This is a genomic window from Microbacterium sp. AK031 (assembly GCF_024807145.1).
Taxonomy (GTDB): Bacteria; Actinomycetota; Actinomycetes; order Actinomycetales; family Microbacteriaceae; genus Microbacterium.
Genome location: NZ_JANUCA010000006.1, coordinates 105354 through 129393, shown reverse-complemented (window position 1 = coordinate 129393; position 24040 = coordinate 105354). Strand labels below are relative to the sequence as shown.

At 66.2% G+C, this 24040-nt stretch carries 28 protein-coding genes, 1 tRNA gene and 1 riboswitch; of the genes, 13 read left to right on the top strand and 16 right to left on the bottom strand.

Annotated features, from left to right (window positions below):
* Window positions 1–4: 4 nt before the first annotated feature.
* Window positions 5–631 (bottom strand): SOS response-associated peptidase, encoded by a 627-nt coding sequence (locus HDC95_RS12395; RefSeq protein ID WP_259063841.1) that lies wholly within the window; start codon window positions 629–631, stop codon window positions 5–7.
* Between the two features lie 93 nt (window positions 632–724).
* Between HDC95_RS12395 and HDC95_RS12390 the strand changes: the two genes are divergently transcribed.
* Entirely contained in the window at window positions 725–1639 is a 915-nt protein-coding gene (locus HDC95_RS12390) for a DMT family transporter (protein ID WP_396652705.1), read from the top strand.
* Here the strand turns inward: HDC95_RS12390 and HDC95_RS12385 are convergent, their stop codons facing one another.
* Together HDC95_RS12385 and msrB are read right to left on the bottom strand one after the other, a co-directional pair.
* Entirely contained in the window at window positions 1640–2197 is a 558-nt protein-coding gene (locus HDC95_RS12385) for a nitroreductase family protein (protein WP_259063839.1), read from the bottom strand.
* Window positions 2194–2604, bottom strand: a complete 411-nt coding sequence (gene msrB, locus HDC95_RS12380; protein ID WP_259063838.1) for a peptide-methionine (R)-S-oxide reductase MsrB — start codon at window positions 2602–2604, stop codon at window positions 2194–2196. The genes HDC95_RS12385 and msrB overlap by 4 nt, the downstream gene beginning before the upstream one ends.
* Window positions 2605–2689: 85 nt before the next feature.
* Between msrB and HDC95_RS12375 the strand changes: the two genes are divergently transcribed.
* From HDC95_RS12375 to groL, 4 genes are all read left to right on the top strand, one after another.
* Window positions 2690–3682, top strand: a complete 993-nt coding sequence (locus HDC95_RS12375) for a DUF2332 domain-containing protein (RefSeq protein WP_259063836.1) — start codon at window positions 2690–2692, stop codon at window positions 3680–3682.
* 9 nt (window positions 3683–3691) lie between these two features.
* Window positions 3692–3949: a DUF3263 domain-containing protein gene (locus HDC95_RS12370; protein WP_259063835.1), complete on the top strand. Its 258-nt coding sequence runs from the start codon at window positions 3692–3694 to the stop codon at window positions 3947–3949.
* 143 nt (window positions 3950–4092) lie between these two features.
* The gene (locus HDC95_RS12365; RefSeq protein ID WP_259063834.1) at window positions 4093–4584 is read left to right on the top strand and encodes a LytR C-terminal domain-containing protein; all 492 of its coding nucleotides are present in this window, start codon (window positions 4093–4095) and stop codon (window positions 4582–4584) included.
* 111 nt (window positions 4585–4695) lie between these two features.
* Entirely contained in the window at window positions 4696–6315 is a 1620-nt protein-coding gene (gene groL / locus HDC95_RS12360) for a chaperonin GroEL (RefSeq protein ID WP_259063833.1), read from the top strand.
* Window positions 6316–6395: 80 nt separating this feature from the next.
* Here groL and HDC95_RS12355 read toward each other — a convergent pair whose 3' ends face one another.
* The 6 genes from HDC95_RS12355 to HDC95_RS12330 all read right to left on the bottom strand — a co-directional run bounded on the left by HDC95_RS12355 (window position 6396) and on the right by HDC95_RS12330 (window position 13038).
* The gene (locus HDC95_RS12355) at window positions 6396–6683 is read right to left on the bottom strand and encodes a WXG100 family type VII secretion target (protein ID WP_259063832.1); all 288 of its coding nucleotides are present in this window, start codon (window positions 6681–6683) and stop codon (window positions 6396–6398) included.
* A gap of 128 nt (window positions 6684–6811) precedes the next feature.
* Window positions 6812–8530 carry a HAMP domain-containing sensor histidine kinase gene (locus tag HDC95_RS12350; protein ID WP_259063831.1) on the bottom strand — a complete coding sequence of 573 codons (1719 nt, stop codon included), beginning with the start codon at window positions 8528–8530 and terminating at the stop codon, window positions 6812–6814.
* Between the two features lie 18 nt (window positions 8531–8548).
* Window positions 8549–9235, bottom strand: coding sequence for a response regulator transcription factor (locus tag HDC95_RS12345; protein WP_259063830.1), 687 nt, complete (start codon window positions 9233–9235; stop codon window positions 8549–8551).
* 72 nt (window positions 9236–9307) lie between these two features.
* Entirely contained in the window at window positions 9308–10951 is a 1644-nt protein-coding gene (locus HDC95_RS12340) for a DNA repair helicase XPB (RefSeq protein WP_259063829.1), read from the bottom strand.
* Window positions 10952–10978: 27 nt separating this feature from the next.
* Window positions 10979–12760: a helicase-associated domain-containing protein gene (locus HDC95_RS12335; protein ID WP_259063828.1), complete on the bottom strand. Its 1782-nt coding sequence runs from the start codon at window positions 12758–12760 to the stop codon at window positions 10979–10981.
* A gap of 2 nt (window positions 12761–12762) precedes the next feature.
* Window positions 12763–13038, bottom strand: coding sequence for a multidrug ABC transporter ATPase (locus HDC95_RS12330; protein WP_259063827.1), 276 nt, complete (start codon window positions 13036–13038; stop codon window positions 12763–12765).
* 92 nt (window positions 13039–13130) lie between these two features.
* Here HDC95_RS12330 and HDC95_RS12325 point away from each other — a divergent pair, with 92 nt between their 5' ends.
* Window positions 13131–13511: a cold-shock protein gene (locus HDC95_RS12325; protein ID WP_259063825.1), complete on the top strand. Its 381-nt coding sequence runs from the start codon at window positions 13131–13133 to the stop codon at window positions 13509–13511.
* Window positions 13504–14106, top strand: a complete 603-nt coding sequence (locus HDC95_RS12320; protein ID WP_259063824.1) for a DUF3027 domain-containing protein — start codon at window positions 13504–13506, stop codon at window positions 14104–14106. Before HDC95_RS12325 ends, HDC95_RS12320 begins: the two co-directional genes overlap by 8 nt.
* Window positions 14107–14144: 38 nt before the next feature.
* Here the strand turns inward: HDC95_RS12320 and serC are convergent, their stop codons facing one another.
* Window positions 14145–15257, bottom strand: a complete 1113-nt coding sequence (gene serC / locus HDC95_RS12315) for a phosphoserine transaminase (protein WP_259063823.1) — start codon at window positions 15255–15257, stop codon at window positions 14145–14147.
* Window positions 15258–15359: 102 nt separating this feature from the next.
* Between serC and HDC95_RS12310 the strand changes: the two genes are divergently transcribed.
* From HDC95_RS12310 to HDC95_RS12295, 4 genes are all read left to right on the top strand, one after another.
* Window positions 15360–16061 (top strand): metal-dependent transcriptional regulator, encoded by a 702-nt coding sequence (locus tag HDC95_RS12310; protein ID WP_259063821.1) that lies wholly within the window; start codon window positions 15360–15362, stop codon window positions 16059–16061.
* A 362-nt stretch (window positions 16062–16423) separates the two neighbouring features.
* Window positions 16424–17173, top strand: coding sequence for a M23 family metallopeptidase (locus HDC95_RS12305; protein ID WP_259063820.1), 750 nt, complete (start codon window positions 16424–16426; stop codon window positions 17171–17173).
* A gap of 325 nt (window positions 17174–17498) precedes the next feature.
* Entirely contained in the window at window positions 17499–17996 is a 498-nt protein-coding gene (locus tag HDC95_RS12300; protein WP_259063819.1) for an HNH endonuclease, read from the top strand.
* Window positions 17997–18035: 39 nt separating this feature from the next.
* Window positions 18036–18107, top strand: a tRNA-Arg gene (locus HDC95_RS12295).
* 23 nt (window positions 18108–18130) lie between these two features.
* On the opposite strand, the gene HDC95_RS12290 is transcribed toward HDC95_RS12295, so the two are convergent.
* Genes HDC95_RS12290 through HDC95_RS12280 form a run of 3 tightly spaced genes read right to left on the bottom strand, consistent with a single transcriptional unit; the run spans window position 18131 to window position 19829 of the window.
* Entirely contained in the window at window positions 18131–19324 is a 1194-nt protein-coding gene (locus HDC95_RS12290) for a serine hydrolase (protein WP_259063818.1), read from the bottom strand.
* 47 nt (window positions 19325–19371) lie between these two features.
* Window positions 19372–19626, bottom strand: coding sequence for a hypothetical protein (locus HDC95_RS12285; RefSeq protein WP_259063817.1), 255 nt, complete (start codon window positions 19624–19626; stop codon window positions 19372–19374).
* Window positions 19623–19829: a hypothetical protein gene (locus tag HDC95_RS12280; protein ID WP_259063816.1), complete on the bottom strand. Its 207-nt coding sequence runs from the start codon at window positions 19827–19829 to the stop codon at window positions 19623–19625. The genes HDC95_RS12285 and HDC95_RS12280 overlap by 4 nt, the downstream gene beginning before the upstream one ends.
* Window positions 19830–19943: 114 nt before the next feature.
* On the opposite strand from HDC95_RS12280, the gene HDC95_RS12275 reads away from it, so the two are divergent.
* The gene (locus HDC95_RS12275) at window positions 19944–20324 is read left to right on the top strand and encodes a hypothetical protein (protein ID WP_259063815.1); all 381 of its coding nucleotides are present in this window, start codon (window positions 19944–19946) and stop codon (window positions 20322–20324) included.
* A 22-nt stretch (window positions 20325–20346) separates the two neighbouring features.
* Here HDC95_RS12275 and HDC95_RS12270 read toward each other — a convergent pair whose 3' ends face one another.
* Entirely contained in the window at window positions 20347–22518 is a 2172-nt protein-coding gene (locus tag HDC95_RS12270; protein WP_259063814.1) for an efflux RND transporter permease subunit, read from the bottom strand.
* A 75-nt stretch (window positions 22519–22593) separates the two neighbouring features.
* Here HDC95_RS12270 and HDC95_RS12265 point away from each other — a divergent pair, with 75 nt between their 5' ends.
* A complete protein-coding gene (locus tag HDC95_RS12265; protein ID WP_259063813.1) occupies window positions 22594–23199 on the top strand; it encodes a MarR family winged helix-turn-helix transcriptional regulator in 606 nt (201 codons plus the stop codon).
* Window positions 23200–23219: 20 nt separating this feature from the next.
* On the opposite strand, the gene HDC95_RS12260 is transcribed toward HDC95_RS12265, so the two are convergent.
* Window positions 23220–23564, bottom strand: a complete 345-nt coding sequence (locus tag HDC95_RS12260) for an Lsr2 family protein (RefSeq protein WP_259063812.1) — start codon at window positions 23562–23564, stop codon at window positions 23220–23222.
* 46 nt (window positions 23565–23610) lie between these two features.
* A complete protein-coding gene (locus tag HDC95_RS12255; RefSeq protein WP_259063811.1) occupies window positions 23611–23937 on the bottom strand; it encodes a multidrug efflux SMR transporter in 327 nt (108 codons plus the stop codon).
* 11 nt (window positions 23938–23948) lie between these two features.
* A riboswitch (guanidine-III (ykkC-III) riboswitch) is annotated at window positions 23949–24015 on the bottom strand.
* Window positions 24016–24040 lie beyond the last annotated feature (25 nt).

Genomic DNA, 24040 nt, shown 5'->3' with positions numbered 1-24040 from the left:
GTGCCTAGGGGCGTGCCGAGACGGTGATCCGCTCGGCCAGCTGACCCGAGGCGAGGAGCGCCTCGTCGATCAGCTCTCGGTCGGGCGGCACGGTCAACCACTGCTGGCTAAGCCCCGGCGGGATCAGCACGGGCATCCGGTCGTGGAACTCCTTCAGATGCTCCGACGCGGGAGCCATCACGATCGAGTAGCACGTGATCCACTCTCCCTCCGGCGTGCGGCCGCGCTGTGTGACAGCAGCCATGCCGAACAGAGCCTGGTTGTCGAGGGCGAACTCATGCCAGACCCGTGAGGGCTTCTGCATCTCGAACCACCCGGTCGAAGGCACGATCGCGCGGGTCTTCAAGCCGCCTTGGCGCTCCTGCAGACGCTCAGAGCGAGTGTTTATCGAGGGGAACTTCGCCGGCTCACCATTCACCAGGTAACCCCACCACGCCGGTTCAAGTGACACGGCATCGCCGTTCGACACGACCAGCGGGTTCAGATTGCGCAGATTCTTGCCCGTGGGGCGCAACGTCTCGCCTGCGTTCTGCTCGGCCCAGTTCCGGAGCCCCTCGATGACATCGGCGTCCGCGTCGGCGAGCAGCTCGGCATCGGTGAAACGGGGATCCAGTCCGTAGCTCGCGCACATATCGCAAGAGTAGCGCCGACCGACGACTTCGAACACGGGTGACAGCTCGGGTAGTGTGCTCGAGTGACCGCGACCCGAAGCCTTCCCGCGCCGGTGGCATTGGGCGGCGCCATCGCGATCGGCGCCATGACGGCGATCCAGGCGCGCATAAACGGGGTGCTCGGTGTGCGTATCGACGACGGCGTCGTCGCCGGCCTCGTCTCCTTCGGAGCAGGACTCATCGTCCTCATCGTCGTCACGCTCGTGCTGCCGTCGGCGCGCGTCGGCGCCGGACGCCTCTGGCGCGGCATCCGCTCTCGCACCATCCCGAACTGGATGCTGCTGGGTGGCGCCTGCGGAGCACTCACTGTGTCCACGCAGGGCGTCACAGCTGGCGTGCTCGGCGTCTCGCTGTTCACGGTCGGCGTCGTCGCCGGGCAGACCGTGCACGGGCTGGTGCTCGACAGGATCGGCTTCGGCCCATCGGGAGTCGTCGCGGTGACGCCCGGACGGGTGCTCGGCGGCGCACTCGCGCTCGCCGCCGTCGGAGTCTCGCTCAGCGGGGACGTGATCGCGAGCGCGCCCCTGTGGCTCCTGCTGCTGCCGTTCGCGGCGGGCGTCGGCATCGCGTGGCAGTCGGCGACGAATGGCCGCCTCGCCCAGAGAGTGGCCTCTCCCATGACGGCGACGCTGATGAGCTTCGTCGCGGGAACCGCGCTGCTCATCGTCGCGGCGTCGATCAGCGTCGCGCTGCGCGGGATGCCGGATGCGCTGCCGACCGAACCGTGGCTGTATCTCGGAGGACTGCTGGGCTTCGCATACATCCTGCTCGGCGCGGCGATCGTCGCGCACACCGGTGTGCTGCTGCTCGGACTCGGCTCCGTACTCGGGCAGTTGACGACCTCGGTCGCCATCGATCTGCTGTGGCCGCCGGTGGCCGGACCGGCGCACTGGCAGCTCGCCGTGATGATCGCGGTAGCCGTGGCATCGGTCGTGGTGGCGCTGCCCTGGCGCCGGCGGCGCCGCTGACTACTTCGTCTTCTTCTGCGCCTTCGTCGGCATCCGCGTCAGCATCGCGCTGGCATCGACACTCTTGCGACGTCCTGGCTTCTTACCCACAGGCTTGCCGCCGACATACAGCCAGCCCAGCAGCTCCTCGTTCTTCTGCAGTCCATGCGCCTTCGCGACCGCCTTCGAACGCGTGTAGTGCCCGGTACGCCAGATGACGCCCCAGCCGGCCTCGTCGAGAAGCAGACTCAAGGTGTGTGCGACGCCCGAAGCCACGGCCTCCTGTTCCCAGCGCGGCACTTTGTCGCTCTTGCGGAAGCTCGCCACGACGGCGATCAGCAGGGGAGCGCGCAACGGCTTGGGCGAGGGCTCCTTGTCGCCCTGAGCCTTGGCCATCGCCTTTCCGAGCGCCATGCGATCCTCGCCGCGCAACTCGATCAGACGCCACGGGCGCAACGACGAGTGATCGGCGACGCGGCCGGCGGCGGCGACCAGCGTCAGCAGTTCTTCACGAGTGGGAGCGACGTCGGTGACCCTCGACCAGGAATGCCGCGCTCTCACGGCATCGAGCGCGCTCACGCCTCGGTATCGCCAGGGGTGAAGTTCAGGGCGAGGGAATTCATGCAGTAGCGGTCGCCCGTGGGAGTCCCGAACCCGTCAGGGAACACATGGCCCAGGTGCGAACCGCAGTTCGCGCAGCGCACCTCCGTGCGCTGCATGCCCAGGGTGTTGTCCTCGATCAGCTGCACCGCGTCGGGGCGGATCGACTCGTAGAAGCTGGGCCATCCGCATCCGGAGTCGAACTTCGTGCCGCTCTTGAAGAGCTCGACGCCGCACGCGCCGCACGTGTAGAGACCGGCGCGCTCCTCGTCGAGAAGCTCACCCGTCCACGCGCGCTCCGTGGCGGCTTGACGCAGCACCGCATACTGCTCTTCGCCGAGTTCTGCGCGCCACTCGTCTTCGGTCTTCTTCACGCTGTAGTCCATGGAGCCTCCTGAGTCTCTTCCATTCTGCCCCTCCCTGAGGGTCGTGGCGTCGCAGTCCGGCGCCACCTCGCGCGAGAATGAGGATATGAGCGATGCTGTGCGCGAACGCTACGGGCGTTTCGCCAGGCAAGAGGCGCCGGGACGATCGGCGCTCTACGAGGAGTGGGCCCTCGGCGTCGAGGATGATCCGGCTGCGCAGGAGGTTCTCGCACGCATCCCCGCGACGCACAGGCAGCCGCCGCTCGTGTTCGCGGTGACACGGATGCTGGGGGCGCCTCTCGCAGGCTTCGGGCGGTGGCGCGACTTCCTGCTCGCACACGCGGACGACGTGGTCGCCGAGTGCACTGTGCGCCGAATCCAGACCAATGAACCTCTGCGGCTCGCTCCGCTGATACCGGTGCTCTCCGAGATCGACGGACCCATCGCCTTGCTGGAGATCGGAGCATCCGGCGGTCTCTGCCTGTACCCCGACCGCTACTCCTATCGTTTCGTCGACGCGGGCGGCGGAGTACGGACGGCGCTCGACCCGGATGACGGGCCGTCCGAAGTCGTGCTGGTGAGTGAGGTCCGCGGCGAGATGCCGGAGGTCAGGATGCCGCAGATCGTGTGGCGCGCAGGCATAGACATCGATCCGCTCGATGCACGGGATCCGCGCGACCGCGCATGGCTGGAGGGTCTCGTGTGGCCGGGCGAGGCAGGGCGCGCCGAACGCATCACGGCGGCTCTCGACATCGCCGCCGCCCATCCTCCCGTGCTCGTGCGCGGCGATGCCGACCAGCGGCTCGATTCGGTGGCGGCATCCGCACCCCAGGGTGCGACTCTCGTGATCACGACGCCGGGAGTTCTCGCACACATCCCGTGGGCAGCGCGACAGACGCTCATCTCCCGGGTGCAGGCGCTGCCCGCCAGATGGATCACGATCGACGCCCCGTCGCTGCACGACGCGTGGCATCCACCGGTGGACGCCGAGACCTGGCCCGGCTTCGTCGTGGCGCTCGACGGAGCTGTGCGCGCTGCCGCCGATCCATTGGGGCGATGGTGGGAGTGGCGCACGGCTGCGGACGACCTTCGCGCTTAGCCTGGACGCATGCTCGGAGACCTCACTGATCGCGACCGTGCGATCCTGGCGCTCGAAGCGCGCCTGCCGCGGCACGGCGGCGCGAAGGAAGAGGCGATCCGCAGTACGCTCGGGATGAGTCCTGCTCGCTACTACCAGCTGCTCGGCCGACTCATCGACACCGAGCAGGCACTCGAGCACGACCCGCTGCTGGTGCGACGCCTGCGCCGCCTCCGTGAGAGCAGGAGCGACCAGCGCGTGTCCAGAATGCGTGGATTCGCCGGCTGAGGCATCGACGCGCACCTGCTGTGCGCGGATTCTCGGCGACGGGCAGATAGCATCGTCGGGTGTCCAAGTCCGTCAGAGATCGATTCGATGATGTTGCCCATGCCTCCGGACGTGTGGGAGCGCATCGCGCTGAAGATCCGGGGATGAACGGCTGGGTCGTGCTGCTGTGGTCGTTCGTCGCCGCGCTCGTCCTGATCGTGGCCGGAATATTCGTCGCCCTGGTGCTGATGGGGCGCATCAATCTGTTCCCGGCAGCAGAGCCGACGATCGCTCCGACGCCGGAGGTCACCGGCGTCGTCGACACGACGTACTCCGTGCTCGTGCTCAATGCGAGCGGTGAGGACAACCTCGATGTGCAGCTGCGCGAAACTCTCATCAACAGCGGCTGGGCCGCTGACTCGGTCAGCTACGGCACGGCAGGCGATCAGGATTTCGCGGACACGACCGTCTACTACGTCTCCGAGGCGGATGAGCTGCCCGCGCTCGGTCTCGCGGACGTCATCGGCGGGGCCGAGATCGCGCAGAGCGATTTCTACGCCGACCCGAGTAATCCCGACCAGAAGCAGCTCGTGATCGTGATCGGGACCGATCGTTCCACGCAGGCACCCGACTCCGAAGAGGCTCCGGTCGAATAGACCGCTCCCGCGGCTTGCACTCGATGGGGTCGAGTGCCAGAATGGGCGTTAGCACTCGCATACCCTGAGTGCTAATCAGAACGTCTACGTCCAGGAGGGACGACAAAACTCATGGCAAAGATCATCGCTTTCGATGAGGAGGCCCGCCGCGGCCTCGAGCGTGGCCTGAACATCCTCGCCGACGCTGTCAAGGTGACCCTCGGCCCGCGCGGTCGCAACGTCGTGCTCGAGAAGAAGTGGGGCGCACCCACGATCACGAACGACGGAGTGTCGATCGCCAAGGAGATCGAGCTGGACGACCCGTACGAGAAGATCGGCGCGGAGCTCGTCAAGGAGGTCGCCAAGAAGACCGACGACGTCGCAGGTGACGGAACCACCACCGCGACCGTCCTCGCTCAGGCACTCGTCCGCGAAGGCCTGCGCAACGTCGCAGCCGGCGCTGACCCGATCTCGCTCAAGCGCGGCATCGAGAAGGCCGTCGCGGCCATCACCGCGGAGCTGCTCGCCAGCGCCAAGGAGATCGACTCCAAGGAGCAGATCGCGGCCACCGCGTCCATCTCCGCCGCCGACACCGAGATCGGCGAGCTCATCGCCGAGGCGATCGACAAGGTCGGCAAGGAAGGCGTCGTCACCGTCGAGGAGTCGCAGACTTTCGGCACCGAGCTCGAGCTCACCGAGGGCATGCGCTTCGACAAGGGCTACCTGAACCCGTACTTCGTGACGGATGCAGATCGCCAGGAGGCCGTGTTCGAGGAGCCCTACATCCTCATCGCGAACTCGAAGATCTCGAACATCAAGGATCTTCTCCCCGTCGTCGACAAGGTGATCCAGGACGGCAAGGAACTAGTCATCATCGCCGAGGACGTCGAGGGCGAGGCTCTTGCGACTCTCGTGCTGAACAAGATCCGCGGCATCTTCAAGTCGGCTGCCGTGAAGGCTCCCGGCTTCGGCGACCGTCGTAAGGCTCAGCTGCAGGACATCGCGATCCTCACCGGTGGTCAGGTCATCACCGAAGAGGTCGGCCTCAAGCTCGAGAACACCACGCTCGACCTCCTCGGTCGTGCGCGCAAGGTCATCATCACCAAGGACGAGACGACCATCGTCGAGGGTGCTGGCGAGACCGACCAGATCGAGGGTCGCGTGACCCAGATCCGCCGCGAGATCGAGAACACCGACAGCGACTACGACCGCGAGAAGCTCCAGGAGCGTCTCGCCAAGCTCGCCGGCGGCGTTGCCGTCATCAAGGCGGGTGCAGCGACCGAGGTCGAGCTCAAGGAGCGCAAGCACCGCATCGAGGACGCCGTCCGCAACGCGAAGGCAGCTGTCGAAGAGGGCATCGTCCCCGGTGGTGGCGTCGCGCTCATCCAGGCCGGCACCAAGGCACTCGACGCTCTTGAGCTCACGGGTGACGAGGCGACCGGTGCGAACATCGTCCGCGTCGCCATCTCGGCTCCGCTCAAGCAGATCGCGCTCAACGCCGGTCTCGAGCCCGGTGTCGTCGCTCACAAGGTCTCCGAGCTGACCAGCGGTCACGGCCTCAACGCCGCGACCGGTGAGTACGTGGAGATGTTCGCAGCAGGCATCATCGACCCGGCCAAGGTCACGCGTTCGGCGCTGCAGAACGCAGCCTCGATCGCCGGCCTCTTCCTCACCACCGAGGTCGTCGTCGCCGACAAGCCCGAGAAGGCCGCAGCTCCGGCTGGCGACCCCACGGGTGGCATGGACTTCTGAGTCCACACGCACAGACAGAAACGCCCCGGCCTCGGCCGGGGCGTTTCTGCGTTCCATGGGGGCATGGAACAGGCTCGGGGTCAGCGGAACAGGCTGGCAGAGTACTGATCGGCATCCGAGTACTGCGTGGCCGCTGAGCCGAGGGCCGCGCTGATCGATTCCAGCACCTGTTCGACGTGCAGCTGTGCGGCACTCCACTGGTCGCTGCAACCCTGGAACGCGACTGACGCGGTGCCGGTCCACGATGACTGCAACTGGGTGAGCTGCGCCTTCAGTGCGAGTGATTCGCTGCGCAGCCTCTCCATGGTGGCTCTGGTGGCACCGGTGGCGGCGAAGACCGCTTCGGTGTCGACGGTGTAGACGGACATGGGAACTCCTCTCATCGGAGTTCTGACCATACGAGAGCGGCGCTGCCGCTGGATGCTGAGTAAGCCGCAGCCGTGGAGGATCTTCCGGATCTCCCGAGTGTGCAGGGGGAGTCAGTGTGCAGGGGGAGTCAGAGCTCGTCGAGGTCGACGCGCTCGATCGGCTGGGTGTCTTCCAGCAGGTGCTCCGGAGTCGCGTGTGCGGGGGCCAGCGGGAGCGTCACGGTGAAGGTCGCTCCGCCGCCAGGGGTCTCATCCACGCGCACCGTGCCGTGCAGAGCGGACACGATCGATGCGACGATCGCCAGGCCCAGCCCTGATCCGCCGGTCTCCCGCGCGCGAGAGGTGTCCGCACGCCAGAAGCGTTCGAAGATCTGCTCGCGGATCTGCGGCGGGATGCCCTCACCATGGTCGACGATCGCGATGCTGCCGGTGCCGGCAGAGCGATCGGAGTCTACGACGAGCTCTATCGGGCTGTCTTCGACCGAGAAGCGACGGGCGTTGCCGAGCAGATTCGCGACGACCTGACGCACCTTGTTCTCTTCGCCGAGAACTATGGGCGGCGTGCGCACGGGCGTGTCCTGAGCCTCCGTGAAGTCGATCTCGGGATGATCGTCGGACTCGGTGTTGCGCGGCCGACGACGCAGGCGGGCGAGGGCTCCCGTGCGATTGCGGCCGGTCGTCGGAGTGCTCGTCGTCGTCGGCTGCTGAGGCTGCGGGCGGCGCTGCGCGGTGGAGACGGCATCCGCTGTTCTGTCGACGACGGTGATCGTGCGTCCGGGAGCGGCAGCACGCACGTCGAGTGCGGCGTCTCTGGCGACCGGCCGCAGATCGAGCGGCGCGATCTCCGGTTCGCGTTCCTCATCGAGGCGAGCGAGAGCGAGCAGATCCTCGACGAGCACGCCCATCCGGATCGCCTCCTTCTCGATGCGCTCCATGGCCCTCGCGGTGTCCTCCTCACCTCGGATGGCACCCATCCGGTAGAGCTCCGCGTAGCCGCGGACGCTCACGAGCGGGGTGCGCAGCTCGTGGCTCGCATCCCCGATGAAGCGCCGCATGTGCTGAACCGTGCGATCGCGCTGAGCGATGGACTGGTCGATGCGCTCGAGCATGGTGTTGATCGCGAAGTTGAGGCGTCCGACTTCGGTGCTGGGTTCGAGGTCGGTCAGGCGCTGGCTGAAATCGCCGGACGCGATCAGCATGGCCGTCGACTCGACCTGGCCGAGACGGCGGAACGTCAGGGTGACCAGGCCCCGGATCAGCAGGGCGGCGATCAGGATCGTCACCAGGGCGACGGTCGTGTACACGCCGAAGTACGTGGCGATGATGCTGTCGGCCTCCTCCAGCGGAAGCGCGACGTACTGCACGTAGAGCGTGCCACCGGGGCCGTCGCTGACCACGACCGAGCCGTGGAAGGCGCCGCCGTCCTCGCCTTGCAGCGGGATCGCGGTCACCTCCTCCTGGGCATGCGCCTGAGCGATCGTCAGCGTCTCGGGGAACACCGGCCGTTCGGAATCGGCGGTGCCGCCGGCCTCTGCGAGCCTCGCGCCGTCAGCCGCGTAGATCGTGAAGAAGTAGTCCGATGAACGAGGGGCGTTCTCCGACGGCGACAGAGCGAGGGCGCCGTCGATCAGCTCCACGTCGAACCAGCGACTGGCCAGATCGCTCGTGACGAGAGACGGAAGCTGCGCGTCGATGTTCGTGATCAGGGAATTGCGCAGCAACGGAACCGTGCCGATCCCGGCGACGACAAGGCCCAGTGCGAGCACTGCGACCGTGACGCCGGTGACCTTTGCGCGGAGGCTGATCTGCCGCCACCAGCCGGTGACCGCGTCAGGCTTTTGCCCCATGCGGCTCCCTTTCGAGGGTTACTTCCCCACCTTCAGCATGTAGCCGAAGCCGCGCTTGGTCTGGATGACGGACTCTTCCGTGTGCGGGTCGATCTTGCGACGCAGGTACGAGATGTAGCTCTCGACGATGCCCGCATCGCCGTTGAAGTCGTACTCCCACACGTGATCGAGGATCTGCGCCTTCGACAGCACACGGTTCGGATTGAGCATGAGGTAGCGCAGCAGCTTGAACTCGGTGGGGCTGAGCTCGATCGGCTCCTTGCCGACGTACACGTCGTGAGTGTCCTGATCCATCGACAGCTCGCCGGCGCGGATGATCGACTCCTCGTCTGCCTGCATGGTGCGGCGGAGGATCGCCTGGGCGCGCGCGACGATCTCATCGAGCGCGAACGGCTTGGTGACGTAGTCGTCGCCACCGGCGTTGAGCCCCTCGATCTTGTCCTGCGTGTCGTCCTTCGCCGTGAGGAAGAGGATAGGAGCGGTGAAGCCTGCGCCGCGCAGGCGCTTGGTCACGCTGAACCCGTTCATGTCGGGCAGCATCACATCGAGGATGATGAGGTCGGGTTCCTCCTCGAGCACGGCGGAGATCGTGGCGGCGCCGTTGGCGACCGTCTTCACCTGAAATCCGGCGAAGCTGAGACCTGTGGAGAGCAGGTCGCGGATGTTCGGCTCGTCGTCGACGACCAGTATGCGCGCGTCAGTCATGTCCCCATTATGGTGACTATGTCGATGCAGTGGCTGATCATTTGCCGGAGCGGCGCTCAGAGACACTGAGGCTCAGGCCGCAGTGAGCGCATCCGCATCAAGGATCGTGTAGCTGTAACCCTGCTCTGCGAGGAAGCGCTGACGGTTCTGCGCGTAGTCCTGGTCGACCGTGTCACGGGCGATGAGCGTGTAGAAGCTGGCCGTGTGGCCGGACTCCTTCGGGCGCAGCAGTCGGCCGAGGCGCTGGGCCTCTTCCTGGCGGGAGCCGAACGAGCCGGACACCTGAATGGCGACGGATGCCTCCGGCAGATCGATCGAGAAGTTCGCGACCTTCGACACCACGAGCAGTTCGATCTCTCCCTCGCGGAACTGGCGGTACAGCTCCTCGCGTTCGTCGATCGGCGTGGCGCCCGTGATCGATGGTGCGTTCAGAGACTCCGACAGCGTCTCGAGCTGATCGAGATACTGGCCGATCACGAGAATGCGCTCGCCCGGATGCTTCGCGATCAGTTCACGGACGGCGTCGATCTTCGCCGGCGCGGATGCCGCGAGCCGATACCGATCGTCATCCGTCGCTGCTGCGTACTCGAGGCGGTCATATGCAGGCAGATCGACCCGCACCTCGTAGCAGGCGGCAGGGGAGATGAAGCCCTGCGCTTCGATCTGCTTCCAGGGCGCGTCGAACCGCTTGGGGCCGATCAGGCTGAACACGTCGCCTTCGCGGCCGTCTTCGCGCACGAGCGTCGCAGTGAGACCGATGCGGCGGCGCGCCTGCAGGTCTGCGGTCAGCTTGAAGACCGGCGCCGGCAGCAGATGCACCTCGTCATAGACGATGAGGCCCCAGTCCAGAGCATCCAGCAGCGCCAGATGCGCATACTCGCCCTTCCGCTTGGCGGTCAGGATCTGGTAGGTCGCGATCGTGACCGGCTTGACCTCCTTGACCTGGCCGGAGTACTCGCCGATCTCCTCCGCCGTCAGGCTGGTGCGCTTGAGCAGCTCGTCGCGCCACTGCCTGGCAGAGACCGTGTTGGTGACCAGGATCAAGGTCGTCGTCTTCGTCGCGGCCATTGCGCCGGCGCCGACGATCGTCTTGCCAGCGCCACAGGGCAGCACCACAACCCCGGAGCCGTCCTTGGAGAACGCGTTGACGGCATCCTGCTGGTACGGACGCACATGCCAGCCGTCCTCGGCAAGATCGATGTCGTACGGCGTCCCGGGCGTGTACCCGGCGCGATCCTCTGCCGGCCAGCCGATCTTCAGCAGCTCCTGCTTGATCTGACCGCGCGCCCAGGCATCGACGGCGTAGCGGTCCGGTGCCGGGCGCCCGATCAGCAGCGGCTGGATGCGCTTGTTGTTCGCCACCTGGGTGAGCACCGCCGGGTCGCTCGAACTCAGGATCAGCACACCTTCGTCGTCGCGTTCGATCACCAGACGGCCGTAGCGGTTCACCGTCTCGCGCAGATCCACGGACACAGACGGAGGAACGGGGAAGCGCGACCAGCGATCGAGGGTCTCGAGCATGTCATCGGCGGTGTGTCCAGCTGCGCGGGCGTTCCACAGTCCCAGCCGAGTGATCCGGTAGGTGTGGATGTGCTCCGGCGCGCGCTCCAGCTCGGCGAAGATCGCCAGTTCGTGCCGGGCGCTCTCCGCATCCGCATGTGCGACTTCGAGCAGGACGGTGCGGTCGCTCTGGACGATCAGTGGGCCATCAGACATAGCTGTCCAGTCTACCGTTCTGCGGTGTCACGGGCTCGACGTCGTCGGTGGGGTCGGGGACGGGTCGAACACACGTGCGGAGAGGATGCTCCTGACCGGCAGCGTGCGCTCGACATCGGCTGCGCGATCGCGACCGCGCAGCCGGCCGCCGCCCAGGCCGGTCGCTTCGAGCAGCAGCTCGCGTGTCGATCCGTCAGGCATGCCCACGGCGACGAGCAGCACGGCCTTGGTGCGCACGGCCGCTTCCAGTTCGCGGTCGAGCCACGCGGCATCCGCGTCCGGTCCCTGGTGGGCGCGCAGTCGTGCGATGAGCGCGTCGTACGACTGCGGGGTCGTGTCCCCGGTCGACGGCGCAGGGTTCCGGTCGATGATCTGCGGCTGCCCGTCGGCGCCGACGATCGTGGCGGGGTATCGTGCGTCGGTCAGCGCCCAGTAGACGGTGTCGCGCGCGACCCGTGACGTCAGCCCGGAAGCATCCCGCGACAATCCGAGCGGACGCAGCGCCTGATCGACGCCCATCGCATCGAGCAGCGTGGAGTCCTGGCTCGTGACGCGCGTACGTTCCGTCTCGGGATCGGCGAAGACGCGCACGAGGCCGTGCCGCTGAGCGGTCTGCATGACGAGGTACTCGAGCGGTTGCGGAATGCCGGTCAGTGAGAGCTGCCCGAGGAAATCGAGGATCGAGGATGCCGTCTCTCCGGAAGCGATGGCGTGTGAGATCGATTCGGCGGTGAACCGGTACGACGAGGCCTGCGCTGCGGACTCACGGCTCGCTATGCCGCGCAGACGCACATCCAGTGCCGGCGCGAGCGGGCCGGGCGCGATCGCCGAGAGATCGTTCTGCAGGAAGATCCGATCGACTTCGTCCGGAAGCAGTCGCTGCAGGGCTGCGACCTCGACACGGCGCCCCTCGCGGATCGGCACAGCCCAGGTCGGCTCGCTGTCGTCGTCTGCGATGAGACCGAGAAGGCGTGCTCGGCTGCGAAGCGCGGCGCACCGCTCATGCCAGGACGGATCCCACGGATGCTGGTGCTCCCACAGCGGCACAGGCAGCCATCCACCGGCGGAGGTGCGCAGGCCATCGGGAAGAGCCACGCGGAAGGCCTCGCTGAGTCGCGTCCACCTCTCCAGCGCCGCGAGCCGCAGCCAGTTCTCTCCGGTCGAGGTGAGACGGAGCTGCCGATGAGTCGTGGTGACGAGGGCGGCGTCCTCAGCCAGCATCACGAGGGCATCCATGATGTCGACCGGGAGACCCGCGTCACCCAGCCGTCGCTTCTCACCGGCGGCAAGGGTTCCGCTGGTCAGGAGAGCGAGCGGGGCCTCCCGAGCCAGCATCAACAGATCCGCGAGCGCCGCGACACTAGTGAAGGCGCGCTCGGCCGCGTGGGCCTCGGCGATCTCAGATGAGGAGGTCGTGGGGTCGGGGTGGGGTGTCGGAGGCAGATCTCGCGCCATCACGGCGTCGACGATCGGGGGATACGCAGTGCCGTCAGGGCGGAGCAGCGCGACCGCGACGAGCGCCGCGGTCGTGTCGGCGCGGTCGCCCTCGTCGATGACGAGGTCCTCGTCGCCATCGGCGGCGCTCGTGGCCGTGCGGTCGACTGCAAGACGCAGCGCCGTCGCCTCCTGCAGGGTCAGACGCGGCAGCATCCGTTCGATGGATGCCGGGTCGAGGAGATGTTCCGCGGCGTCGAAGAAATCGGACCACGACGAGTCGGGTCGCACTCCGCGCGCTTCGAAAAGGGCGGACAGCTGCGAATCGGTCGCAGCAGCCAACCACACAGCGAGCGGGCGGGCATGCGTGCTCATGGTCAGGCGCGCCCTGCGGCCCGTCCCTTTCTCACGAAGCTCATCACGAGCAGTGCGATGATCATCGCGAAAGCGACCGGCAGGCCGTACGGGGGGATCGCGACGACGAGCGGCCAGATCCCGTCCGAGAAGGAATCCTGCGTCATTCCGACCGCGCTGCCGATGATGATCGCGAAGAAGCAGATGACGGAGAGTGCGGCGAGCGTCAGCGCCGTGAAGGCGAGGATGCGATCCAGTCGGCGGACGGGAACGTCCGGTCCGGAATTCTGCGTGCTCATCGGTCTCAGCCTAGTCCCTTGAACACCGGTAGGCTTGGGGTGGAGGCGTATGCGCGCCTCCTTTCCAGCACCATCACACAGCGAGGTTCTCCATGCCCACCGGCAAGGTCAGGTTCTACGACGACGAGAAGGGCTTCGGCTTCATCGCCAGCGATGACGGCCAGGATGTCTTCCTCCATGCCTCCGCTCTGCCCTCGGGCGCGACGGTCAAACAGGGCGCCCGCGTCGAATTCGGCGTCGCAGACGGCAAGCGCGGTCTGCAGGCGCTGTCAGTGCGGGTGCTCGAAGCTCCCGTCAGCCTCGCGAAGGCGAAGCGGAAGCCCGCAGACGACATGGCGATCATCGTCGAAGATCTGGTTAAGCTCCTTGACAGCATCGGCGGAGATCTCCGCCGCGGTCGTTACCCGTCTTCCAGCCACGGGCGCAAGATCGCTGCCATGCTGCGCAAGGTCGCAGAGGACCTCGATGCCTGATGCCGACGCACGCCTGATCGGCGCGCATGATCTCGCGCTCGCGGCGCTGCACGAGATCACCCCTGCCTCGACGGTCGGTCCCGCGGCGGGCTACTTCGTCGAGGACGACGGGTCGGTGTCGTTGCGCTTCGAGAACCGACTCCCGGGATACCCCGGGTGGTACTGGACGGTCACGGTCGCTCGGGTCGATGACGCCGAGCCGACCGTTCTCGAAGCAGATCTGATGCCGACGGACAGTGCGCTTCTCGCGCCGGAATGGGTGCCGTGGGCTGAGCGTCTGGCCGAGTACCGCGCACACCAGATCGAACGCGCCGAGCAGGCCGCGGCCGACGCGGCAGACGCTGGAGACTCGCCAGATGCCGGCGCGGCCTCTGATGACGATGGCGACGATGCTGAAAATGACGACGATTTCGATGAGGACGTCGACGACGACCTGGACGAAGACGACGACGAACCGCGAACGCTGCACGCCGGTGACCTCGACGGCGTCGACATCGATGAACTCGACGACTCCGCGGGTGATGACGACGAAGAGTCCGACGATGACGACTCCGACGACGAAGAGTCCGACGAGGGCGCCGGCGAAGAGGAGTGATCCTCCCGGTGCCGCCCGCAGGCGGCACCGGGAGGATGCTATGCCCCGGTGTTCGCCAGCACGTAGTCGATCGAGCGGATGAGCTGACGCACGTCTTCGGGCTCGATCGACACGAAGGTCGCCACACGAAGCTGGTTGCGTCCCAGCTTGCGGTAGGGCTCGGTGTCGACGATCCCGTTGGCGCGCAGCGTCTTCGCGATGCCTGCCGCGTCGATGCTCTCGTCGAAGTCGATCGTGACGACGACGGGGGAGCGATGCGCAGGGTCGACGACGAACGGCGTCGCGACAGCCGACGCGTCCGCCCAGTCGTAGAGCGCCTGCGATGACTCCGCGGTGCGCGCGCCTGCCCAAGCGAGGCCGCCGCTCTCGTTGATCCACTTCAGCTGGCTGTCGAGCAGGTGCAGGGTCGCGATGGCGGGCGTGTTCAGCGTCTGGTTCAGACGGGAGTTGTCGACGGCGTTCTTCAGGCTCAGGAACTCGGGGATGTAGCGATCGGATGCTGCGATCTTCTCGATCCGCTCGATGGCAGCAGGCGACACCGCGGCGAACCAGAGTCCGCCGTCCGAGCCAAGGTTCTTCTGCGGTGCGAAGTAGTACACATCGGCCTGGCTCACATCGATGTCGATGCCGCCGGCGGCGCTGGTCGCATCGATCACGGTGAGAGCGCCGTCCGCATTGACACGTTGGACGGGAGCCGCGACACCCGTCGAGGTCTCGTTGTGCGGCCACGCGTAGACGTCGACGCCCTCGACAGCTTCGGGGGCCACGAGCGATCCAGGCTCCGCCGCTCGAACGTCAGGCGCTTCCAGCCACGGCGCCGCGGCGGCCTTGGCGAACTTCCCGCCGAACTCGCCGAACGTGAGGTTCTGGCTGCGATGTTCGATGAGGCCGAAGGCCGCGGCATCCCAGAAGGCGGTCGAGCCGCCGTTGCCGAGCACGATCTCGTACCCGTCGGGGATGCGGAACAGGTTCGCGAACTGCTCGCGGACGCTGCCGACGAGATTCTTCACCGGCGCCTGACGGTGCGAGGTTCCGAGGATGCTCGCACCGGAGGTGACCAGCGACTCGAGCTGCGCTGCGCGCACCTTCGAGGGTCCGCAGCCGAAACGGCCGTCGACGGGCAGGAGGTCACGGGGAATCTCGATCGCCATGCGTCGATTCTAGGGCCGCATGCGTGTGGTGATTTCTCCGTGTGACCCGCTCCGAGGTCCGCGCGAGAATGTAGGCTTGCCTAAGAAGACCCGGAGGGCCTAATGACGGACTTGATCGACACAACGGAGATGTATCTCCGCACCATCCTCGAACTCGAGGAGGAGAACATCGTTCCGCTGCGCGCGCGCATCTCCGAGCGGCTCGGGCACTCCGGCCCCACGGTCTCGCAGACCGTCGGGCGGATGGAGCGCGACGGCCTCGTCGTCGTCTCTGAGGATCGCACGCTCGAGCTCACGGATGCCGGGCGCCGCAAGGCCGTCGACGTGATGCGCAAGCACCGTCTGGCGGAGCGGCTGCTCTCGGATGTGATCGGGCTCGACTGGGCGTTCGTGCATGAAGAGGCCTGCCGCTGGGAGCACGTGATGAGCGAGCAGGTGGAGCGCCGGCTCGTCGAGCTGCTCGGGCACCCCACGGAGTCGCCCTACGGTAACCCGATTCCCGGGCTCGACCAGCTGGGTGACATTCCCGCCCGTACGTTCGATGAGGGCGTGATCGGTCTCGTGAAGAAGCTCAATGCGGCCAACGAGCCGGTCGAGGGGACGGTTCGCCGCCTGGCCGAGCCAGCGCAGGTCGACCCTGAACTGCTCGAGCAGCTGCGCGACGCAGGTGTCGTGCCAGGAGCGCGAGGCAACTACCGCTTCAACGAGGGGTATGTGCTGATCCAGATGGACGGCATCGACGAAGGCCTGGAGCTTCCTGTCGAACTCGCTTCGCACATCTTCCTGGTGGGTGAGCCGGCCTGACGCCCAGTCCCGCCGCGCGGCCTGATTCGGGCCTTTCGGGGGATTGCCAGTGTCTCAGGGTGACAGAATCGTTATCTTCCGGTAACCTCGGTCAGGTCGTCAGTGAAGAAGCCCGCTGACGGCATACCCCGCGAAGATCGCCTCACCGGTTCGTCCTCTCCGCGGACAATCCGCACAGAAAGTCACCGAACTGGTGGCACGAGTAGCAGAGTGAAGACGAACCAGCGCACCCGAGCGCCGAGGCACTGGAGGATTCCCTTTTGGCCGCAGATATCGAACCGACCGCGAACACATCTGAAAAGTCTCTGAAGCGAAGTCGTGCCGCTGCACCTCGTGACGTCGCGCGCAAGATGATCAAGCCGATGCGGTCGATCACCATCTTCGGCGCCGTCGGCGCACTGGTCGCCGCCGTCGCGCTGCCTGCGTACGCGGCATCCTCGACGCCCGTCGACGCGACGGCCACCCTGCAGCAGGTCGCAGCAGGCGACTCCCAGTCTCTCGTCGTGGCATCCGAAGCCACTGCATCTCCACTCGACCGGTCGACGTACAGCGCGACGACGCAGGAGGAGATCGACAAGAAGAAGGCCGAAGAGGCCGCAGCGGCGGCAGCGGCCGAGGCTGCGTCACGCGCGGCAGCAGCCGCGTCCTCAGGCGCATCGGGCGGCCGCATCGACGTCGGAAGCTACGCGCTCGTATCTCCCGGTTCCGGTGAGGTCCGCTACCCGCTGCCCCGCGGCTCGTACACCGAGGGCCGCACGACTGTCGGCCCCGACAGCGGTGGACACGACGGTGCCGACATGCTCGCCCCTGCAGGCACGCCGATCTACGCGGCAGCAGCCGGCGTCGTTCGCGTGTCGTCAGAGAGTTACTACGGATACGGCGTCGCCGTCGTGATCGACCACGTCATCGGCGGACAAGCCGTTTCTACGACGTACGCCCACATGACCAACGGAACTCGTCAGGTGCAGGCTGGACAGACGGTGGCGGCCGGTCAGATGATCGGCGGAGTCGGCAGCACAGGCAGGTCGACGGCGAATCACCTTCACTTCGAGGTGCACGTCAACAACAGCATCCTCGAGCCGTACTCCTGGCTCGCTGCGAACGCCGGCTGACTTCTCCGGACTTGTTCTCGGTGCGACACGGGTCTGAGTGTTCACCCGGCGTTTCGTCATCCGTGGGTGCGATGGGCTAATCTGATCCCGTCGTCGCACGGACGGGAGAAGCCGATGGAACGAATACCGAACATCCGCACCATGGATGCGCTCGGTCGTTACGTCCTTCGGCATCGCCCGCAGGGATGCACCGATGTTGTCGTGTGCAAAAGGCGCTGTCTCTGAGACGGCGCCTTTTTCGTCCCTGCGTACGTTCTGCCGTCCGAGTGACGTCGTGTGATTCGAGAGTGCCGGGAAGCCGTCCCGGCGGATCGAGAGGATGACGATGCGCACACTTGTTCTGAACGCCGGGTATGAGCCACTCGCAGTGGTGTCCTTCAAACGAGCCCTGGTGCTCGTGATGAATCAGAAGGCCACCGTGATCGAACGCGTGGAAGACGATCCCGTCTGGGGGGCTCGAGGGCCGTACGATCGCCCTGCCGTCATCATCCTCCGCAGATACGTGCGGCTGCCCATGAGCAGACGAGTGCCGGTCACCCGGCGGGGAGTGCTGCGGCGTGACAATCATCGCTGCGGGTACTGCGGCAAGGCGGCATCCACGATCGATCATGTGCTGCCGCGTTCGCGCGGGGGAGCGGACTCCTGGGAGAACCTCGTCGCGTGCTGTCTGCGCTGCAACAACGTGAAGAGCGACCGCACGCCGCAGGAGATGCGCTGGGAGCTGCGCTTCGCCCCGCGGCCGCCGCATGGCACGGCCTGGACCGTTCGAGGCACAGAGCGCAGTGACCCGTGCTGGGAGCCGTATCTCGCGCTGGCCGCATGACAGCGACCGCCCGTCGGGGTGGATAGACTTGTCTGGCCAGCCTCTGTAGCTCAATGGAAGAGCAGTTGCGTCCTAAGCAAACGGTTGGGGGTTCGAGTCCCTCCAGGGGCACCGCTTGATCTTCGTTCGTTCTGCTACTCGGCGAGTGAGTTCTCGGGAGTGACGACGCCGGTGAACTGCCGGAAGATGTCGGTCGCCACAGGCACTGACTGGTCGCCGGCCTGGCTCGCGGTCGTGTAGACGACCATCGTCCAGCCCTCTTCGGGGATGGTGCCGCCGGCCCCGTAGTAGCCGGAGAGGCCAGGGTTGAGGAACACCCAGCCGTCGAGCTGCAGAAAGCCCATCGCCCAGTACTGCTCATCCGTCCACGGCCCCAGCCCGGCAGTGTTCGGTGCGAACTGCAGGTCATGGAACTCGGGGCTCAGTAGCGACCCGTCGCCGAGGGCGTCCAGGAACACGCGCACGTCTTCTTGGTTGGAGCCGACGGCGCCTGCCGCGCTCGCCCACGTCGGGCTCCAGTTGGTGACGTCCTCCCACACTCCGCGCTCGTCGCTGTAACCGTGGAGTACGGGTGACGGCCAGTTCGCATCGAACGCGGCAGTCGAGTCGTCCATGCCGAGTGGGTCGAAGATGTCCTCCTGCAGCAGCTCGCCGGCTGGCCGTCCGGTCACCTGCTCGATGACCTGCTGGAGGATGAGGTTGTTCGTGTCGGAGAACAGCCAGTCGGTGCCTGGGGTGAACACCGGGCCGCCGGCTACGCCGATGTCGATGATGTCCATGATCGCCCATTGCTGGAACGGATCCGCCCACAGCTCATCGAGGAAGGACTGTATCTCGGTGTAGTGCCGATAGCCGCTTGTATGGTGCAGCAGCATGTCGATCGTGACCTGGTCTGCCGCCGGCAGTTCAGGCAACCAGGTGGAGAGTGGATCATCGAGCGACAACGCGCCGGCCTCGATCTGCTGCAGAACCACAGTCATGAACATCGGAGTCGTGAGGTTTCCGAGCACGTGGTGCATGTCTGCAGTCGCCGGCACGCCCGTCATCGACTCACCGAGCGCGCCCACGAGCACCGGCTCACCGTTGTGCCAGACGCCCGCGATGACCGCGTTCAGTTGGGCGTCGGTGAACTGTGAGTGCAGGATGTCGCTGAGCTCATCGGCGATCAGATCGTCGGTGAGGCAGAGCTCCTCGCGCATCGTCGTTCCTGCGGGGCACTCTGCCGCTGTCGGGGTCGGGGGTGAAGTGGTCGGCGGTGATGGCGTGGGCTCTGCCGTGCAGCCGACCAGCAGCAGTGCGACGATGACGAGGGTCCCCCGAAGTCTCATGGGGGAACTGTAGCGCTCATTCGCCTGCGTGCGGGGGCCGATTCGAACTACGAGGAACCGTCGGCCTCCTCCGTCTGGGGGCGCCCGATGATGCCGATGCCGACCGCTTCGTGGCTCGGCTCCGGTTCGGCCCTGTCCGGAGCCTTCGGCTCTTCACCGGGCTCCTTCTCTGTGCTCGGTTCCTGCAGGTCTTGGGTCGACGGCTCTTCCGTGTCGTCCGGAGGGGCCGGTTCTCCAGGCTCGTCTGCGGTCGTCGGTTCTTCGTTCTCTGCCGACGGTGTCGGGTCTGCTGGCGTACTCATCGCGCGTCCATGTCCTCTCGGTCTTCGCCCTCGGCCTGCGACGGGTGGCCGGGTCGAGCGGGATCCTGATGTGTCTCGGCGCTGGCAGGATCCTCGCCTTCGGCCTGCGAGGTGTGAGCGCTCTGTGCTTCGTCCACTGACTCGTCGGCAGGCGCCGGTTCGACGTTCTCCGGGCGAAGGCCTTGATCTTCGATTCCGCTCATGAGCTGTCCATCCTCTCGATCGATCTGATCTCGTCACGTTAGATCCCCGCCCCCGCATCACACGACCCGGTTGACCGGAGGGATGCTGCGCGTTATACGCAATACGATGAGCAGGTGCAGATCATCGACACCCTCGCCGTCGTGGGCGAGGCGATGTCGTGGATCGGGCTCGGTATCGGCATCCCGCTGCTGATCGTCGCCGGTATGGTCGCGCTCGCTGAAGGGCACTGGGAACGCGTCGATATCGCGGTCGTGGAACGGGACGGCGCTGCCATCGCCCGTTGGTTCGCTCGAGGGGACTTCCACGAGCGGCCGTTGCGGGGATCAGAGCTGACCGCAGAGGAGTGGCACAGCGGCTACGTCAGCGCCAAGAATCCCGAGAACGCACGGATCCATCCGCCGATGGGCAGACGACTGCTCCTCACCCTCGGCATCATCTTCACGATCGCAGGCATCGTCGGCTTCGTCGTGTCATTCGTACCTGCCTTCGTCTGAAGCCATTGGTCACCGCGGAGGATCAATCCTCGCCGCGCCCCAGTTTCGACGGCCACCAGATCCTGCGGCCGATGTCGTAGCTCAGCGCAGGAACGAGCAGGGAGCGCACGACGAACGTGTCCAGCAGCACTCCGAAGGCGACGATGAACGCCAACTGCACGAGGAAGAGGATCGGGATCACCGACAGCGCGGCGAACGTCGCCGCGAGCACGAGACCTGCAGAGGTGATCACTCCGCCGGTGATGGCGAGCCCGCGAAGCACACCCTGCCTTGTGCCGTGCGCGATCGACTCCTCGCGCACTCGCGTCATCAGGAAGATGTTGTAGTCGATGCCGAGCGCGACCAGGAACACGAAGCCGTAGAGAGGCACTGCAGGATCCGCGCCGGGGAAGTGGAAGATCCCGTTGAACACGAGCGCGGAGACGCCCATCGCTGTGCCGAACGAGAGCACAGTGGTGAGGATCAGCAGGACGGGCGCGAGGATCGATCGCAGCAGCAGCATCAGGATCAGCATGATCACGACCAGGATCACCGGGATGATCAGATTGCGGTCGTGGATGGAGGCATCGTTCGTGTCGACCGATGTCGCCGTGACGCCGCCGATGAGCACGTCGTCGGTCAGCTGGGCGCGTAGGTCGCGAACAGTGGATGCCGCGGCGTCGGAGTCTGCGGCATCCGTCAGAGTCGCCTGCAGCATGACGTCGCCGTCGACGACGGTCGGGTCAGGCGCCGGCGTGCCTGGCGGGCCCACGGCGGAGATACCGTCAGCGGTGACCTCCGCCGTGCCGCTGGGAGAGTCGGACGCGGTGACGGCGACGGCATCCACACCGTCGTGCGTGAGCAGCACGTCGGCGACATCCTGCAGGGAAGCCTCGTCGACGACCACGTACGCCGGGCTTCCGGAGCCGCCAGGGAAATGCTCGCCGAGTGCCACCTGCCCGTCGCGCGCCTCGGACTCGCCGATCACGAGGTCGGACTGCGGCACGCCGACGGCGTTGAGTTGGGTGACACCCGCAGCTCCCGCCAGGAGGACCAGTGTCGTGGCGATCCAGATGAGACGAGGGCGTCGCTTGATCAGGCCGGCGAGCTTGGCCCAGAGGCCCTTCGTCGGCATGCCGTTCTCGGCCGCCACGACGGCCGGCTCGAACGCGGGTCGACGTGGCCAGAACACCGCCCTGCCGAACAGGAGGAGCATCGATGGAAGCAGGGTGAGCGCGGAGAGCATCGCGAAGAAGATGCCGATCGCGGCGACGGGGCCGAGCGTGCTGTTGGACTTCAGATCGCTCAGCAGCAGGCAGAGCAGTCCCGCGATCACCGTTCCGCCGGAGGCGAGGATCGGCTCGAATGAACCCTTCCACGCCGCTAGAACCGCTGCGCCCTTGTCGCGCGTGTCCCGCAGCTCCTCGCGGAAGCGCGCGACGAACAGCAGCGCGTAGTCGGTGGCGGCCCCGATCACCAGGATGAACAGGATGCCCTGCGTCTGCCCGCTGAGCAGGAGCACCTCGGCCTTCGCCAGCCACCACACAGTGAGCAGCGCGACGCACAGGGCGAACAGGCTCGTCGACAGCACCACGATGGGCAGCAGCATCGATCGGTAGACGAGGATCAGGATCACGAAGACGGCGAGAAGGGCGACCCCGAGCAGCAGGCCATCGATGCCGGAGAACCCGGCCACCAGATCGGCGCTGAAGCCGGCCGGTCCCGTGATATAGACCGTGACGCCGTCCGGCGCGTCCGTCTGCAGCTTTGCGCTGAGCGCCCGGGCGGTGTCGGCGAGTTCGGCGTCGCTCTGGATCGGGATGAACGCCTGAGCGGCTATGCCGTCATCCGATGCGATCGCGGGCGAGACCTCGTCGCTGATGCCGTCGAGCGCGGGCGCATCGGCCACGGCATCCGTTATCGTCTCGAGCTCGGCGTCGGAGAGTTCGTCCGATCCCACGAATACGGCGATCGCGGGGATCGAGTCGCCGTCGTTGAACTCGCCCAGCAGCGCTTGCACCTTCGTGGCATCCGCAGAAGACGGAAGGTAGCTGGTCTGATCGTTGGAGGAGACTTCGTCGACCTTGCCGAACAGCGGGCCGCCGAGCCCCGCGCCCACGAGCCAGGCGAGGATGAGCAGCACGGGGATGAGCACGCGGGCCCACGAGTGGCGGCGCACGCGTACGCGTGCGCTCGATGTGCCGTCGTGAACCATCTCATCTCCAAGTTTGTCTAGCTAGGCGAGAAGAAACCTTAGCATGTAAAGAGTGGGGCGGATAGCATCGACCCCATGCCCGCACCAGACGAAGCCGAGCCGGTACCGTTCGCTTCCGGCTCGGCGATCTACGACGTCGACGTAAGCGATCCCGAGGGTGAACTCGTCGACCGTGCAGGGATGTCCGAAGAAGACGTCCGCGACATCAGCGATCTCATGCAGGCGCTCGGCGGACTCCGCGATGCCGAGCAGAAGCTGTCCGAGGCATCACTTCTCTATATGAAGCTCAATCAGACCGATATGCGCGCCCTGCACTTCCTGATCGCGTGCGAGAACCGCGGGATCATCGCCACTCCTGGCGCGATATCCGCACATCTCGGGATCTCGACGGCATCCACGACGAAACTGCTCGACCGGCTCGAGCGCGGTGGGCACATCACGCGCTCGCCGCACCCTTCTGATCGGCGCGCGCTGGCGATCGCGATCACACCCATCACTCGCCGGTCGGCCATCGAGACGGTGGGCAGACAGCACGCCCGAAGGTTCATCGCAGCGGCCCGACTGTCTTCGGACGAGCGCGAGGTGGTTCGACGATTTCTCGTCGATATGACGACGGAGATCGCCCTCGGTGATGAACCGTGGGCGAACTCCGTGGAAGAGCGGACCTCCGAAGAAGAGTGATCAACGCCGAACGCGACGGATCAGTGCGCCGCGCGGTATGCGTCGACGATGGTGCCGGGGATGCGACCGCGCTCGGAGACGGTGTAGCCGTTGGCGTTCGCCCACTCGCGGATCGCAGCGGTCTCCGGAGATCCGGCCGACCGCTTGCGCGACGAGCCTCCGCGTGCGGAGGGCGCCGACGATGCACGACGGGCAGCGGAGATGTACGGCTCCAATGCTTCACGGAATGCGTCGGCATTCTTCGAGGTCAGATCGATCTCATATGCCGTGCTGTTGAGTGAGAAATGGACGGTTTCGCCCTCTCCGATTCCCAGAACGGTTCCGTCGATGTCGTCTACCAGCTGATGCACAATTCGTCGGGCCATTTCGTCAGCTTACGCGCGAAAGAATGCATCGACAACAATTCGCGTTCTATTCATGACTGGGGTCGATGAGTTTCAGACCGACGATGCATCCGACGAGTCCGAGCAGAAGAAGGATTCTGATCCAGGAGATATCGGTGTCTCCCGTGATCATCGCGTAGATGACCGTCAGAGACGCGCCGATACCGACCCATACCGCATAGGCAGTGCCGGTGGAGATGTCTTTCATCGCCCATGCGAGGCCGAACATCGACAGCCCGAGTCCGACGAAGAACACGACGCTCGGCCAGAGCTTCGAAAGGCCATCCGACTTTCCCAGCGCGGTCGCCCAGACCGCTTCGAGAACTCCGGAGACGATGAGAATGATCCACGACATGTCTGCTCCTCAGGAGCCAGTCTTTTCGCATTCCGGGTACTGGTTCACCTCGTCCGGTGTCGCAGGAGGCGACGTGCTCAAGAATACCCGGCCGCCCTGGGCA

Coding starts and splice junctions, on each gene's coding strand:
- HDC95_RS12395 (WP_259063841.1), bottom strand. CDS start 631: ATGTGCGCGAGCTACGGACTGGATCCCCGTTTCACCGATGCCGAGCTG.
- msrB (WP_259063838.1), bottom strand. CDS start 2,604: ATGGACTACAGCGTGAAGAAGACCGAAGACGAGTGGCGCGCAGAACTC.
- HDC95_RS12375 (WP_259063836.1), top strand. CDS start 2,690: ATGAGCGATGCTGTGCGCGAACGCTACGGGCGTTTCGCCAGGCAAGAG.
- HDC95_RS12370 (WP_259063835.1), top strand. CDS start 3,692: ATGCTCGGAGACCTCACTGATCGCGACCGTGCGATCCTGGCGCTCGAA.
- HDC95_RS12365 (WP_259063834.1), top strand. CDS start 4,093: ATGAACGGCTGGGTCGTGCTGCTGTGGTCGTTCGTCGCCGCGCTCGTC.
- groL (WP_259063833.1), top strand. CDS start 4,696: ATGGCAAAGATCATCGCTTTCGATGAGGAGGCCCGCCGCGGCCTCGAG.
- HDC95_RS12355 (WP_259063832.1), bottom strand. CDS start 6,683: ATGTCCGTCTACACCGTCGACACCGAAGCGGTCTTCGCCGCCACCGGT.
- HDC95_RS12350 (WP_259063831.1), bottom strand. CDS start 8,530: ATGGGGCAAAAGCCTGACGCGGTCACCGGCTGGTGGCGGCAGATCAGC.
- HDC95_RS12345 (WP_259063830.1), bottom strand. CDS start 9,235: ATGACTGACGCGCGCATACTGGTCGTCGACGACGAGCCGAACATCCGC.
- HDC95_RS12340 (WP_259063829.1), bottom strand. CDS start 10,951: ATGTCTGATGGCCCACTGATCGTCCAGAGCGACCGCACCGTCCTGCTC.
- HDC95_RS12335 (WP_259063828.1), bottom strand. CDS start 12,760: ATGAGCACGCATGCCCGCCCGCTCGCTGTGTGGTTGGCTGCTGCGACC.
- HDC95_RS12330 (WP_259063827.1), bottom strand. CDS start 13,038: ATGAGCACGCAGAATTCCGGACCGGACGTTCCCGTCCGCCGACTGGAT.
- HDC95_RS12325 (WP_259063825.1), top strand. CDS start 13,131: ATGCCCACCGGCAAGGTCAGGTTCTACGACGACGAGAAGGGCTTCGGC.
- HDC95_RS12320 (WP_259063824.1), top strand. CDS start 13,504: ATGCCTGATGCCGACGCACGCCTGATCGGCGCGCATGATCTCGCGCTC.
- serC (WP_259063823.1), bottom strand. CDS start 15,257: ATGGCGATCGAGATTCCCCGTGACCTCCTGCCCGTCGACGGCCGTTTC.
- HDC95_RS12310 (WP_259063821.1), top strand. CDS start 15,360: ATGACGGACTTGATCGACACAACGGAGATGTATCTCCGCACCATCCTC.
- HDC95_RS12305 (WP_259063820.1), top strand. CDS start 16,424: ATGCGGTCGATCACCATCTTCGGCGCCGTCGGCGCACTGGTCGCCGCC.
- HDC95_RS12300 (WP_259063819.1), top strand. CDS start 17,499: ATGCGCACACTTGTTCTGAACGCCGGGTATGAGCCACTCGCAGTGGTG.
- HDC95_RS12290 (WP_259063818.1), bottom strand. CDS start 19,324: ATGAGACTTCGGGGGACCCTCGTCATCGTCGCACTGCTGCTGGTCGGC.
- HDC95_RS12285 (WP_259063817.1), bottom strand. CDS start 19,626: ATGAGTACGCCAGCAGACCCGACACCGTCGGCAGAGAACGAAGAACCG.
- HDC95_RS12280 (WP_259063816.1), bottom strand. CDS start 19,829: ATGAGCGGAATCGAAGATCAAGGCCTTCGCCCGGAGAACGTCGAACCG.
- HDC95_RS12270 (WP_259063814.1), bottom strand. CDS start 22,518: ATGGTTCACGACGGCACATCGAGCGCACGCGTACGCGTGCGCCGCCAC.
- HDC95_RS12265 (WP_259063813.1), top strand. CDS start 22,594: ATGCCCGCACCAGACGAAGCCGAGCCGGTACCGTTCGCTTCCGGCTCG.
- HDC95_RS12260 (WP_259063812.1), bottom strand. CDS start 23,564: ATGGCCCGACGAATTGTGCATCAGCTGGTAGACGACATCGACGGAACC.
- HDC95_RS12255 (WP_259063811.1), bottom strand. CDS start 23,937: ATGTCGTGGATCATTCTCATCGTCTCCGGAGTTCTCGAAGCGGTCTGG.